The organism is Streptomyces sp. NPDC056144 (assembly GCF_042264145.1).
Lineage (GTDB): Bacteria > Actinomycetota > Actinomycetes > Streptomycetales > Streptomycetaceae > Streptomyces.
Map to the genome: position 1 here is coordinate 120,789 of NZ_JBHJVF010000001.1, position 12,398 is coordinate 133,186.

Annotated in this window: 12 protein-coding genes and 1 tRNA gene; 8 read left to right on the top strand and 5 right to left on the bottom strand. The window is 71.8% G+C overall.

Annotation, left to right across the window (positions count from 1 at the left end):
- Window positions 1-8: 8 nt before the first annotated feature.
- The 3 genes from ACFC0Z_RS00515 to ACFC0Z_RS00525 all read right to left on the bottom strand — a co-directional run bounded on the left by ACFC0Z_RS00515 (window position 9) and on the right by ACFC0Z_RS00525 (window position 4,441).
- Window positions 9-1,286 carry an ABC transporter substrate-binding protein gene (locus ACFC0Z_RS00515; protein WP_376431198.1) on the bottom strand — a complete coding sequence of 426 codons (1,278 nt, stop codon included), beginning with the start codon at window positions 1,284-1,286 and terminating at the stop codon, window positions 9-11.
- Between the two features lie 123 nt (window positions 1,287-1,409).
- Window positions 1,410-3,239: an AMP-dependent synthetase/ligase gene (locus ACFC0Z_RS00520; RefSeq protein ID WP_376431200.1), complete on the bottom strand. Its 1,830-nt coding sequence runs from the start codon at window positions 3,237-3,239 to the stop codon at window positions 1,410-1,412.
- Window positions 3,240-3,574: 335 nt separating this feature from the next.
- Window positions 3,575-4,441, bottom strand: a complete 867-nt coding sequence (locus ACFC0Z_RS00525) for a LysR substrate-binding domain-containing protein (protein WP_376431202.1) — start codon at window positions 4,439-4,441, stop codon at window positions 3,575-3,577.
- A gap of 135 nt (window positions 4,442-4,576) precedes the next feature.
- Between ACFC0Z_RS00525 and ACFC0Z_RS00530 the strand changes: the two genes are divergently transcribed.
- From ACFC0Z_RS00530 to ACFC0Z_RS00540, 3 genes are read left to right on the top strand one after another with little or no spacing between them, the layout of a single operon-like run.
- A complete protein-coding gene (locus ACFC0Z_RS00530) occupies window positions 4,577-5,638 on the top strand; it encodes a bile acid:sodium symporter family protein (protein WP_376431204.1) in 1,062 nt (353 codons plus the stop codon).
- 28 nt (window positions 5,639-5,666) lie between these two features.
- Window positions 5,667-6,188: an isochorismatase family protein gene (locus tag ACFC0Z_RS00535; protein ID WP_376431206.1), complete on the top strand. Its 522-nt coding sequence runs from the start codon at window positions 5,667-5,669 to the stop codon at window positions 6,186-6,188.
- Window positions 6,185-6,568: a (2Fe-2S) ferredoxin domain-containing protein gene (locus ACFC0Z_RS00540; protein ID WP_376431208.1), complete on the top strand. Its 384-nt coding sequence runs from the start codon at window positions 6,185-6,187 to the stop codon at window positions 6,566-6,568. The genes ACFC0Z_RS00535 and ACFC0Z_RS00540 overlap by 4 nt, the downstream gene beginning before the upstream one ends.
- A gap of 3 nt (window positions 6,569-6,571) precedes the next feature.
- Here ACFC0Z_RS00540 and fdhD read toward each other — a convergent pair whose 3' ends face one another.
- Window positions 6,572-7,411: a formate dehydrogenase accessory sulfurtransferase FdhD gene (gene fdhD, locus ACFC0Z_RS00545; RefSeq protein WP_376431210.1), complete on the bottom strand. Its 840-nt coding sequence runs from the start codon at window positions 7,409-7,411 to the stop codon at window positions 6,572-6,574.
- A 249-nt stretch (window positions 7,412-7,660) separates the two neighbouring features.
- On the opposite strand from fdhD, the gene ACFC0Z_RS00550 reads away from it, so the two are divergent.
- The 5 genes from ACFC0Z_RS00550 (at window position 7,661) to ACFC0Z_RS00570 (ending at window position 11,741) form a co-directional block, all read left to right on the top strand.
- Window positions 7,661-8,620: a beta-ketoacyl-ACP synthase III gene (locus tag ACFC0Z_RS00550; RefSeq protein ID WP_376431212.1), complete on the top strand. Its 960-nt coding sequence runs from the start codon at window positions 7,661-7,663 to the stop codon at window positions 8,618-8,620.
- A 173-nt stretch (window positions 8,621-8,793) separates the two neighbouring features.
- Window positions 8,794-9,336: a hypothetical protein gene (locus ACFC0Z_RS00555; RefSeq protein ID WP_376431214.1), complete on the top strand. Its 543-nt coding sequence runs from the start codon at window positions 8,794-8,796 to the stop codon at window positions 9,334-9,336.
- Window positions 9,337-9,424: 88 nt separating this feature from the next.
- Window positions 9,425-10,081 carry a class F sortase gene (locus tag ACFC0Z_RS00560; protein ID WP_376431216.1) on the top strand — a complete coding sequence of 219 codons (657 nt, stop codon included), beginning with the start codon at window positions 9,425-9,427 and terminating at the stop codon, window positions 10,079-10,081.
- Between the two features lie 231 nt (window positions 10,082-10,312).
- A tRNA-Leu gene (locus ACFC0Z_RS00565) sits at window positions 10,313-10,400 on the top strand.
- Between the two features lie 153 nt (window positions 10,401-10,553).
- Window positions 10,554-11,741, top strand: coding sequence for a restriction endonuclease (locus ACFC0Z_RS00570; RefSeq protein WP_376431218.1), 1,188 nt, complete (start codon window positions 10,554-10,556; stop codon window positions 11,739-11,741).
- A gap of 22 nt (window positions 11,742-11,763) precedes the next feature.
- Here ACFC0Z_RS00570 and ACFC0Z_RS00575 read toward each other — a convergent pair whose 3' ends face one another.
- Window positions 11,764-12,369, bottom strand: coding sequence for a hypothetical protein (locus ACFC0Z_RS00575; RefSeq protein WP_376431220.1), 606 nt, complete (start codon window positions 12,367-12,369; stop codon window positions 11,764-11,766).
- Window positions 12,370-12,398: the final 29 nt, after the last annotated feature.

The window sequence follows — 12,398 nt, forward strand, 5'->3', positions numbered from 1 at the left end:
TGTAGCCCCTAGCCGAAGGGGATCGCGGGGTAGCACTTGAACGGCACCGCCACCTCGTAGCGGCCGTTCTTCAGGCGGACGAGCGCGCCGCAGCCGAAGCTCTCCTTCTGGCCCTTGGGCTCGGCGCGGTCGCCGACGAGGGTGCCGGTGTCGGAGAAGCCGCCGGCGGCCTTCTGGAAGGACTCGGGGGTGAGGTCCTTGCCCGCCTTCGCCGCGATGGAGAGGAACAGGTCGGCCGACATGTAGCCGGTCATCATGTGCATGTTGAGCGGGACGTCCTTGCCCGCCGCCTTCCTGATGTCCGCCTTGAACTGCGCCATCGCGGGGGTGTCCGCCTCGAACGGCTGGAACTGGAGCAGCACGTGCACGCCGTCGAGCGCCTGCCGGGTCGCGTCCTTGGCGAGGAGGCCGGGGTCGTAGTCGGTCGGGTCGGTCAGGATGCCCCGGTAGCCGGAGCGCTTGAGGGCGGTGAACAGCCCGATGTTGTACGGGGTCTGCATCACGGACACGACGACGTCGGGCGCGGCGCCGCCGGGGCCCGAGCGGAGGATCTCCTTGGTGTACGCCGACCAGTCGCTCGGCATCGAGGTCGCGGGGACCGAGGCCTTGGCGTACGCGAGCTGGAAGCCGGCGGCCTTGAAGCCCTGGGTGAAGGTGCGGATGCCGAACTTCCCGGCGTCGCTGTCGCCCGCGATCAGCGCGACCGACTTGCCCTTCGCGCCGCCGAGGACGGTGGCGAGGCCCTCGGGCCAGGTCTGGTTGAGGGTGCCGCCGGGCATCGGGACGAGGCAGCCGTTGAAGCCGTAGAGGTAGGGCGATCCGCAGAAGGAGGGGAGCGTGCCCCAGCCGACGGTGGGCACCTTCTGGCCGTTGAGGAAGTCGGCCCCGGCGAAGGTGACCGAGCTCATGGGGGAGACGGCGAAGACCTTGTCCTGCTGGACGAGTTTGCGGGCCGCGGCCATGTTCCGCGCGGGGTCCTGGCCGTCGTCCTCGGCGCCGAGGTACTCGATCCTCCGGCCGTTGATCCCGCCCTCGGCGTTGGCCCGGTCGTAGCGCGCCTTGGCGCCGAGGTCGGTGTCCTTCTTCGAGTAGCCGCTCGCCGTGGTCATGGAGACGATGCCGCCGACCTTGACGGCGTCGGCGGTGACTCCGCGTACGGCGCCTCCTCCGGCGGTTCCGGTGGCGCCGGGCTTCTCCGAAGTTCCGCCGGTGGAGGCGGAGTTGCAGGCTGTGGCGAGGAGCAGGGCCGCCGCTGCGGCGGCGAGGGTGCGGATCGGTCGTGACACGGTCGGTCGTCCCTCCGTCGGGTGAACCGCATTCTGTGACCGGCCTGACGAACCGTCAATAACTGACGCACCATCACTTGATGGTCCGTCAGGAACCGTGACCCCGGGGCATGGTGTCTCGTGTCACTGGTACAGGGCCTCGACCTCCGTCGCGTACGCCCGCTCGATCGCCTTCCGCTTCAGCTTCAGTGACGGCGTGAGCAGCCCGTGCTCCTCGCTGAAGGGGTGCGCCAGGATCCGGAAGGTCCGGATGGACTCCGCCTGCGAGACCACCGTGTTCGCCGCGACGACCCCCCGGCGTATCTCCGCTTCCAGCGCGGGGTCGCGGACGAGCTCCGCCGGCGAGAGGTGCGGCCGCCCCTGCATCGTCAGCCAGTGCTCCACCGCCTCCTGGTCGATGGTCACGAGGGCGGCGACGTACGGCCGGTCGTTGCCGACGACGATGCACTGGGCGATCAGCGGGTGCGACCGCACCCGCTCCTCCAGACGGGCCGGGGCGACGCTCTTGCCGCCCGAGGTCACCAGGATCTCCTTCTTCCGCCCGGTGAGCGTCAGATAGCCGTCCGCGTCGAGCGCGCCGAGGTCGCCGGTGGCCAGCCAGCCGTCGTTGAGGACGGCGGCCGTCGCCTCGGGATCGCCCAGGTACCCGGAGAAGACCTGCGCGCCGTGCAGCCACACCTCGCCGTCCTCCGCGATGTGCACGGTCGTGCCCGGCACCGGCTGCCCGACCGTCCCGTACTTGGTCCGCTCCGGCGGGTTCGCCGTCGCGGCCGCCGAGGACTCCGTCAGGCCGTACCCCTCGAAGACCGTGATCCCGGCACCCGCGAAGAACAGCCCCTGGCGGCGGGCCATCGCCGAACCGCCCGACATCGCGTGCCGCATCCGCCCGCCCAGGGCCGCGCGCAGCTTCGTGTACACGGTCTTCTCGAAGAACTGGTGCTGCACCCGCAGCCCGGCGGACGGCCCGGGACCCGCCCCGAAGGCCTTCTGCTCCAGCGCCTCCGCGTAGGCGACCGCCACCTCGACGGCCTTGTCGAAGGCGGCCGCCCGCCCCGCCGCCTCCGCCTTGCGCCGGGCCGCGTGGAAGACCTTCTCGAAGACGTACGGGACGGCCAGCACGAAGCTCGGCCGGAAGGACGCCAGATCGGGCAGGAGCTCGGCCGCCGCCATCACCGGCTGGTGCCCCAGCTTCACCCCGCCCCGCACCGCCGCGACCTCCACCATCCGCCCGAAGACGTGCGCGAGCGGCAGGAAGAGCAGCGTCGAGGCCTGGTCGCCCGGGCGGGACCGGAAGACCGGCTCCCAGCGGGCGATCAGCGTGTCCGCCTCGAACATGAGGTTGGCGTGGGTGATCACACAGCCCTTCGGGCGGCCGGTCGTGCCCGAGGTGTAGATGACGGTCGCGACGGACTCGGGCGTCACCGCCCGCCGGTGCCGCTGCACGACCTCCTCGTCGATCCCCTCTCCGGCCTCCGTCAGCTCGGCCACCGCGCCCGCCCCCGAGTCCAGCTGCCAGAGGCGCTGGAGCCGGGGGAGCCGGTCGATCACCGAACCGATCGTCATCGCGTGGTCCTCGTGCTCCACCAGGCACGCGGTGACCTCGGCGTCGTGCAGCATCCAGAAGACCTGCTCGGCCGAGGAGGTCGGGTAGACCGGGACGGGCTGGGCGCCCAGCGTCCACAGCGCGTAGTCGAAGAGCGTCCACTCGTACCGGGTACGGGACATGATCGCGACCCGGTCCCCGAACCGCACGCCCTGCGCGATCAGCCCCTTCGCGAGCCCCAGGACCTCGTCCCGGAATCGCGCAGCCGTCACGTCCCGCCAGACGCCGTCGTGCCCCTTGCGGCCGAAAGCCACCCGCTCGGGATCCGCGAGGGCGTGCTCGAACACGGCGTCCGCCAGACCGCCGACCTGAGGCGCCGCCGCGACCGGCGGCACGGTGAACTCGCGCACTGCCTGCTCCTCCCTCGGGGGTGCCGGGCCTGCCCGCTCGATGGCTGAAAAGGGACCGCTGGCGCGCTCCGTTCGGCGCGGGTGACGGTACCCCACGGACCTTCCCGGCGGGAGGTCCTTCACCAAGCCGGGACATCCGACGTTCGCACAGGTCAGGCCAGGTGAACAGGGGGAAGCGTCCCGACGGCGCACCTGGTGTCGAACGCCCGGAGGGTCCGCGGGACGCGAATCTCCACGGAATCTGTACCGCCTGCCCACGGGAGGACGGTCCGCGGGCGGAGTGGCCGGTCCGCGGGGGGTACGGGGAGGGGGTAGCGCCCGCCCCGGCCGGCCCCTCAGCGCGGCCGGTGCAGCCGGTCGCCGCCCGCGAGGATCGCCTCCGCGAGCGCGTCCGCCGCGGCCTGCGCCGCGCCACCCCGCCGGCCCCGGAGCAGGACGAAGTCGACCTCGCCGAGATCCGGCAGCCCGGCCCGCCCGGGCACCGGGACGAGGCCCGGCGGCACCAGGCTCCTCGTGTGCGCCATCACCCCGAGCCCCGCCCGCGCCGCCGCCACGTTCGCGCTCAGGCTGGAACTCGTACACGCGATCCGCCACGCCCTGCCCTCCGCCTGGAGCGCCTCCAGGGCACGCGCGCGCGTAATGCCCGGCGGCGGGAACAGGATCAGCGGCACCGGCCGATCCGGGTCGACGCGCAGCCCCGGCGCCCCGATCCACACGAGCGAGTCCTGCCAGACGAGCCGCCCCCCGCCGTCCTCGCCGCGCCGCTTCGCCAGGATCAGATCGAGCCGCCCCGCCGCGAGCCGCGCCTGGAGCGTCCCCGACAGCTCGACCGTCAGCTCCAGGTCGACCTCCGGGTGCTCGCGCCGGAAGGACTCCAGGATCTCCGGCAGCCGGGTCGTCACGAAGTCCTCCGACGCCCCGAACCGCAGCCGCCCGCGCAGCCGCGTCCCGCCGAAGTAGGCCGCCGCCCGCTCGTGGGCCTGGAGGATCGCCCGCGCGAAGCCGAGCATGGCCTCGCCGTCCTCGGTCAGCTCCACGCTGTGCGTGTCCCGCGAGAAGAGCGGCCGCCCGGTCGCCTCCTCCAGGCGCCGGACGTGCTGGCTGACCGTCGACTGCCGCACCCCGAGCCGCCGCGCGGCCTGCGTGAAACTCAGCGTCTGGGCCACGGCGAGAAAGGTGCGCAGCTGCGCGGGTTCGTACACGAGCACGACCCTAGGAGACCCCCGGAGCCCTGTCATCACGAATCACGATGACAGTCAGAGCGCTGTACGGGATTCCCGATCACCATCCGCCGGACCAGGATGGGAGGGCACCCGTACACGACAGAGCTGAAGGCCATGACCCTCCCCGCACCCCGTCGCACCGCCGCCCGCCTCCTGGCGCGGCTCCCCGTCGACGCGTACGTCCTCGCCCTCCTGGGCACGGTCGGCCTCGCCGCGCTCCTCCCCGCGTCCGGCACTGCCGCGACGGTCGCGGAGGGCGCGTCGACCGCGGCGGTGGCGTTCCTCTTCTTCCTCTACGGGGCCCGGCTCTCCACCCGCGAGGCGCTCGACGGCCTCCGCCGCTGGCGGCTCCACCTCACCGTCCTCGCCTGCACCTTCCTCCTCTTCCCGCTGCTCGGTCTCGCCGCGCGAGGCCTGGTGCCGACGGTGCTCACCACGCAGCTCTACAGCGGACTCCTCTTCCTCTGCCTGGTGCCCTCCACCATCCAGTCCTCGATCGCCTTCACCTCGATCGCGCGCGGAAACGTCCCCGCGGCGATCTGCGCGGGCTCCTTCTCCTCCCTCGCCGGCATCGTCCTCACCCCGCTCCTCGCGGCCCTCCTCCTCGGCGGCGCGGCGGGCGGTTTCTCCGCCGACTCCCTGGTCAAGATCGTGCTCCAGCTGCTCGCGCCGTTCCTGGCCGGACAGCTCCTGCGCCGGTGGGTCGGAGGATTCCTCGTCCGCCACAAGAAGGTCCTCGGGTACGTCGACCGAGGCTCGATCCTCCTCGTCGTCTACACCGCCTTCAGCCAGGGCATGGTGGCCGGCATCTGGCACCTCGTGACCCCGGCCCGCCTCGGCCTGCTCCTGGCCGTCGAGGCGGTGCTGCTCGCCGTGATGCTGGCGGTGACCTGGTACGGGTCGAAGCGGCTCGGCTTCGACCGGGCCGACCGGATCGCCATCCAGTTCGCGGGCTCGAAGAAGAGCCTGGCGGCGGGGCTGCCGATGGCCAGCGTCCTCTTCGGCGCGCACGCCTCGCTCGCCGTCCTCCCGCTGATGCTGTTCCACCAGATGCAGCTGATGGTCTGCGCGGTCATCGCGAAGCGCAGGTCGCGGGACCCGGAGCCGGCGGAGGTCCCGGCGCCCGCCCCCGTACCCGCCGCCGTAGGCCGGATCTCACCCCCGCCCGCGCAGTGAAGATCATCGGGACCGCTACGGTGCTCCCATGCCCTCACTCGATCCCGGCCGCACCGCGCTCGTCCTCGTCGACCTGATGGAACGCATCGTCGCGCTGCCCCTCGCCCCCCGGCCCGGCACCGACGTCCTCGCGGCCTCCGCCCGGCTCGCCGACACCTTCCGCGCCGCCGGGGCGCCCGTCGTCCACATCCGGGTCGAGCGGCCGAACGTCGCCGCCCAGCCGCCCGGCAGCGGGCTCGTCCCCGACCTCGTCGACGAGCGGGACGCGGTCGTCGTCAAGCGCACGATCGGCGGCTTCCAGGGCACCGGACTCCACGACCTGCTCTCCGCCCGCGGCGCCACGACCCTCGTCATCGGCGGCATCGCCACCAATCTCGGCGTCGAGTCCACCGCCCGCGCTGCCGCCGACCTCGGCTACGACCTCGTCTTCGCCGAGGACGCCATGAGCGCCCTCACCGCCGAGGAGCACCGGGCCTCCGTCGACCTCGACTTCCCCCGCCTCGGCACGGTCGCCGCCGTCTCCGCGATCACCCTGGACGGCCCCGAGTGACCCGCGTCCCGATACGGTACGGGGCCCGCCCCTGCTCCCTGGTCGTCTGCCGGGGCTGCTGCTGCGGCGACCCCCGCAAGAACCCCGGCACCGACCACGCCGGCCAGCTCGCCCGCCTCCGCGCCGCCGCCGCGGCCTCCGGAGGCCGCCTCGCCGTCCGTACGAGCGACTGCCTCGGCCCCTGCGCCCAGGCCAACATCGTCGTCGTCCAGCCCTCCACCGAGGGCCGGCGGCGCGGCGGCCGGGCGGCCTGGATCGGCTTCACCCTGGACCAGGACTGCCTCGACGACATCCTCGCGTGGACGGAGGCGGGCGGCCCCGGCATCGCCGAACCCCCGGCGACCCTCACCCTCCAGATGATCGACCCGCCGAAGAACTAGGCCCTAGGCCGGGCTTCCCGTATCGATCCGGTGCTCGCCCGCGTACACGTTCATGTCGTCCCCGCGCAGGAAGCCGACCAGCGTCAGCCCCGTCTCGGCGGCCAGGTCCACGGCGAGCGAGGACGGCGCGGAGACGGCCGCGAGCACCGGGATCCCGGCCATCACGGCCTTCTGCGCCAGCTCGAACGAGGCCCGCCCCGAGACGAGCAGCACCGCACGCTCCAGCGGCAGCCGCCCCTCCGTCAGCGCCCGCCCGACGATCTTGTCCACGGCGTTGTGCCGGCCCACGTCCTCCCGTACGTCGAGGAGCTCGCCGTCCTCCGAGAAGAGCGCCGCCGCGTGCAGCCCGCCGGTCGACTCGAAGACCTTCTGCGCGGCCCGCAGCCGGTCGGGCAGCGCGGACAGGAGCGCGGGCGTGACGCGTACGGGGGGAGTGTCGGCGATCGGGAAACGGGCCGTGGTGCGCACCGCGTCCAGGCTGGCCTTGCCGCACAGCCCGCACGAGGAGGTCGTGTAGACGTTCCGCTCCAGGGTGATGTCCGGGACGGCCACCCCGGGCGCGAGCTGCACGTCGACCACGTTGTACGTGTTCCGGCCGTCGTCCGTGGCCCCGGCGCAGTACACGATGTTCCGCACGTCGGAGGCGGCGGCGAGGACGCCCTCGCTGACCAGGAAACCCACGGCGAGCGCGAAGTCGTCGCCGGGCGTGCGCATGGTGACGGCGATCGGCTTCCCGTTCAGCCGGATCTCCATCGGCTCCTCGGCGACGAGGGTGTCGGGCCGGGAGTTCACCGCGCCACCGCGGATCCGTATGACTCGCCGTCGTTCGGTGACCCGTCCCATCGTGGTGGCACCCGCTTCTCTCGCCTGGAGGCCGTGCGGCCGCGAAACCGCGGCGGAACCGACCCTTTCACCGGCCATTCTCCGCCACCTCCCGCGAAGCGCCCGCACCCCGTCCGCCACCTGGGCCCTTGTCACGGTCGGCCAAGCGATACGGGGGAATGTTGGCGGTTTACGTCAGGGGTTACCCATCAGTCGCTGGCAAGACTGGGGGGTCCTGCCGGATGTACGAACCACCGAGGGGGTCCCGGTATGACGGGCACTCGCATTGCAGCGCTCGGGCACTACCAGCCCGCCAAGGTGCTCACCAACCACGACCTCGCGACGCTGGTCGACACCGACGACGCGTGGATCACCAGCCGGGTCGGGATCCGCACCCGGCACGTCGCGGGCCCCGACGAGCCCGTCGACGAGCTCGCCGCGCACGCCGCGGGCAAGGCCCTGGCCGCCGCCGGGCTCACGCCGGACGACATCGACCTCGTCCTCGTCGCCACCTCCACCGCGATCGACCGCTCGCCGAACACGGCCGCCCGCGTCGCCGCCCGCCTCGGCATGACCTCGTCGCCCGCGACGATGGACCTCAACGTGGTCTGCGCGGGCTTCACGCACGCCCTCGCCACCGCCGACCACGCGGTACGCGCCGGGGGAGCCCGCCGGGTCCTGGTGATCGGCGCCGACAAGATGACCGACGTCTGCGACTGGACCGACCGCACCACCTGCGTGCTCGTCGGCGACGGGGCGGGCGCGGCGATCGTCGAGGCCGTCGACGAGGCGGAGGACGGGGACGTCCCCGGCATCGGCCCGGTCCTGTGGGGCTCGGTCCCCGAGATGGGCCACGCCGTCCGCATCGAGGGCACCCCGCCGGTCTTCGCCCAGGAGGGCCAGTCCGTCTACCGCTGGGCCACCCAGCAGCTCCCGGCACTCGCCCGCAAGGCCTGCGAGCGTTCCGGCATCGCCCCCGAGGAGCTCGCGGGCGTCGTCCTGCACCAGGCGAACCTGCGGATCATCGAGCCGCTGGCCGCGAAGATCGGCGCGGTCAACGCGATCGTCGCCCGGGACGTCGTCGACTCCGGCAACACCTCCGCGGCCTCGATCCCGCTGGCCCTGGCCAAGCTCGTGGAGCGCGGCGAACTGCCCTCGGGCGCCCCGGTCCTCCTCTTCGGCTTCGGCGGCAACCTGTCGTACGCGGGCCAGGTCGTCCGGGTCCCGTAAGCCCCTCCCGGGGGGACCGCCGAACGGGGGTCGCGCACCGCCCGTGCCCCGTTCGGCGGAGCCCGGTGGCGGGCTGCCGGGGGCGGACCTAGCTTCGATCGCGGTGAGGGTCGTCCAGCACAGGGCGCGGAATCGCTCCGCCTCCGCACCCTCGCGTGATCCGGAGGTCCGCCATGCGCGCGATACGAGCCGCTTCCGCAGCCCTGCTCTCGGCCGCGGCCCTGGGGCTCGCCGTCGCGCCCTCGGCGCTCGCGGACGGGCACCAGGGGAACGACACGTCCTTCGGCTTCGCGGTCACCCCCGTCACCGTCGTCCCCGGCGGCACCGTCACCCTCACCTCCGACGGCTGCGCGGTGCCGTCCGTGACGGTCTCCTCCGGCGTCTTCGAGTCGGTCACGCTCGTCGAGGGCCGCTCGGGCACCGCGACCGTCGACGTCGACGCCGTGGCGGGCGCCCGCCACGAGATCACCTTCGACTGCAAGGGCGAGCGCGGCACGACGATCCTCACGATCGCCGCCCCGCCGTCTCCGCCTCCCGCTCCCTCTCCCGCCAAGCAGGGCGCCCACAAGGGCGTGCAGGCCGGTTACGGCTCCCAGGCGGCCGCCGCCGACGAGGGCCTGGGCGTCACCCAGCTGGTCACCGGCGTCCTCCTCATCGCGGGAGCCCTCGGTGCCGCCGTCGTCCTCACCCGCCGCCGAGCCGCCGACGGCCCCTGAAACGGCCCCTCCGCCCCGGTGTGACGAGGTCCGGGACGGAGGGGCACCGGGCGGGGAAGAGCGGACGGCGAACGGGGAAGGGCCAGGGGTGGAGGGGCAGCGCGGAGCGTGGGGCCTGGTGGCGGTGGTGCTCCTGATAGGCATCCACCTGACACGCGGAGGAGCGGAGGACCTGACCGCGAAGGGCCCGCCCCAACCCAAAGCAGCGGCAGCCCCGGGCGCGACCCCCACACCCTCGACACCTCCCACCTCCACTCCTCCCACCCCGACCCCGAAAGCTCCCTCCCTCACCACGTCCCCACCCACCCGCGTCCGAGCCCCCGCTGTCCGCATCGACGCCCCCCTGACGGCGGTCGGCCTGGACCGGGAGGGCTGGATCGAGGCCCCGCCGCCGGAGGACGAGGAGCTGGCGGGCTGGTTCACCGGCGCGGTCACCCCCGGCGAACAGGGCACGGCGGTGGTCGTCGGCCACGTGGACACCCCGACGGGCCGCGCCGTCTTCTACGACCTCGGCTCCCTGGCCGTTGGCCACCGCGTGGAGATCGACCGCCGCGACGGCCGCACCGCCGTCTTCTCCGTGTATGGCGTCGAGGTCGTCCCGAAGGACGACTTCCCCGCCGACCGCCTCTACGCCGCCTCCGGCCGCCCCGAACTCCGCCTCATCACCTGCGGCGGAACCTTCACCCGCGCCCGCGGCTACGAGGGCAACGTCGTCGTCTCGGCCCGCCTCGTCGAGGTCCGCTGACGGCCCCGCCCCGAGGGCCCCGACCTGACGGACTCCCCCCGAGGACTGGCCCGGACATGCCGGACACCGCCAGAGTTGCCCCACGGAGCCGGCGTCGGGGGGCGTCGAGCTCCCCGCGGCTCACCGGGGCCCGGGGGCCTGACCACGGAAAACGATGGTGAAGGGCAGCTCAAACCCCTGGTAGAGTTATCTCTGTCGCCGCGGGGGAAACCCCGGAACGACAATCACCTAGTCCGGGTGGCGGAATGGCAGACGCGCTAGCTTGAGGTGCTAGTGCCCTTTATCGGGCGTGGGGGTTCAAGTCCCCCCTCGGACACCATGTAGTGAAGCTTGATAATACGAGTGAGGGCCGTGACCTGAGGGTTGCGGCCCTCACTCGTATGCCCGGCAGCTCCCAGGAGACTCTGTCGTGGTGCTCTGCTGGCCTGGGGCAGGTGAAGGGCGCGTGGATCAGCCGCCTAGGGTGGCCGCCATGAACACCAGTTCCCTTGCTGCGATTCCGTTCGGTGAGCTCGATCGCTGCGATCTTGTCGTGGATGCTGTGTACGCCGGTGGGGCGGCAGGGAACATGTCCGACGAGCCCATCGGGAAGATCGTTCCCGTGGGCAATCAGGGCGGGTTCCGGTTTGCAGGTTCGCCGAAGGCGGGGACGGTGAAGCTGGTTGTCCTGTACACGACGGGCCGCAATCCGGACTGGCCCGACGAGCTGGACATACGGACCGGTCGGTTCATTTACTTTGGAGACAACCGGACCCCTGGTCATCCCCTCCACGAGAGCAGCCGGAACGGCAACCTCTTCCTCAGGGAATGCTTCGCGGCTGCTCACGGGAGTCCGCAGGACCGGGCCGCGATTCCACCGGTCCTGCTGTTCGAGAAGTATGGGGACCGTGGCCGCACGGTGCAGTTCCGTGGACTTCTGGCACCCGGCGGTGACGGCGTCTCCGCTGATGAGGATCTGGTCGCCATCTGGCGCAGTACGGGCAAGGAGCGCTTCCAGAACTATCGGTCGGTGTTCACCGTCCTCGACACTGCCGCTGTCACCAGGGCGTGGATCGACGAGGTGCTCGCGGGGCAGACGACGGGGATCCATGCCCCGAAGGCCTGGACCGACTGGGTGGAGGCCCGGCACTACAGGGTTCTGGCTGCGCCGGCGACGACGATTATCCGCACGCCGAAGGACCAGGAGCCGGACACGGACGGCAAAGCCATCCTGAAGACGATCAAGGACTTCTATGACGGCCGTCCCACGGCTTTCGAAGCCTGTGCCTTGGAGTTGTGGCGCATGCTGGCGCCTGCGACGGGGAAGGCCGAACTGACCCAGCCGAGCCGCGACGGTGGACGGGACGCGGTAGGTGAGTACCTGCTCGGTCCCGCGGCAGACCGGGTCGCTGTCGAGTTCGCCCTGGAGGCGAAGTGCTACGCCCCTGATAACGCCGTGGGGGTCAAGGACGTAGCACGTCTGATCTCCCGCATCCGCGACCGCCAGTTCGGTGTATTCGTCACGACCTCGCACTTTCATCGCCAGGTCTACCAGGAGGTGCGGTCAGACCGGCACCCCGTGGTGTTCGTCTGTGGCAAGGACATCGTCGAGGTGCTCCGCTCCCGCGGTTACACGACGCCGGAAGCAGTGAAGCGCTGGCTTGAGAAGGTCCCTGTGTAGGAGGGAGCGTAGTTCTCTGAGGCTACTGTCCTTCCTTGGCACAGGCGGCGACAGCGTCGGCAAGACCGGCGAAGTCGGTCTCCACCGGTGCGAGCTTTCTGAGACTCGACAGCCTGATGCGTTTCTGGAGCGGGACGTGGGTATCGAGCACCCGGGTCGGCAGGGCGAAGAACGTCCATTGATCGAGGTTCAGCGGGTCAAGGGTCTGCTTTTCCTGATGATGCAGTACGCAGAAGACGTATACGTCGGAGCGGCGCATGGCTTCAGGCAGCGCTGCCCCCGTCTGGGTGTCCCAGCCGGAGGACGGCGCGATGGAGAACTCGATGTCTGAGAGCTTCTGCTGAGCCCAGGACTGGAGGTACGCCGACGACTTGACCTCAACCCGCCATCCTTCCGGGGTGCGGACGTCGACGGTGTCCCACTCGGTACGGATGCCGAGAGCGGCACCCAGCGCACTGGCCACGAGATACTCGGCCAGCACTCCCCGCATGGTGTTGCTGGTCAGGTCCGAGCAGGCCCAGCTCCAGAAGTCGCTGACGCTGCCGATTGTTCTCCCTCCTGCTCGGATAGGTTCGCTGCCGCTGCGGCGGGCAGCAGACAGAGAGCTGAGACGTACGGCCGCATCCATGTTTCCTCCTTCTGGCGCGAGCGTCACCT

Excerpts from the sequence above, each read along its gene's own strand:
- ACFC0Z_RS00530 (WP_376431204.1), top strand. The coding sequence starts at position 4,577 with ATGACCCTCCCCGCACCCCGTCGCACCGCCGCCCGCCTCCTGGCGCGG.
- ACFC0Z_RS00535 (WP_376431206.1), top strand. The coding sequence starts at position 5,667 with ATGCCCTCACTCGATCCCGGCCGCACCGCGCTCGTCCTCGTCGACCTG.
- fdhD (WP_376431210.1), bottom strand. The coding sequence starts at position 7,411 with ATGGGACGGGTCACCGAACGACGGCGAGTCATACGGATCCGCGGTGGC.
- ACFC0Z_RS00550 (WP_376431212.1), top strand. The coding sequence starts at position 7,661 with ATGACGGGCACTCGCATTGCAGCGCTCGGGCACTACCAGCCCGCCAAG.
- ACFC0Z_RS00555 (WP_376431214.1), top strand. The coding sequence starts at position 8,794 with ATGCGCGCGATACGAGCCGCTTCCGCAGCCCTGCTCTCGGCCGCGGCC.
- ACFC0Z_RS00570 (WP_376431218.1), top strand. The coding sequence starts at position 10,554 with ATGAACACCAGTTCCCTTGCTGCGATTCCGTTCGGTGAGCTCGATCGC.
- ACFC0Z_RS00575 (WP_376431220.1), bottom strand. The coding sequence starts at position 12,369 with ATGGATGCGGCCGTACGTCTCAGCTCTCTGTCTGCTGCCCGCCGCAGC.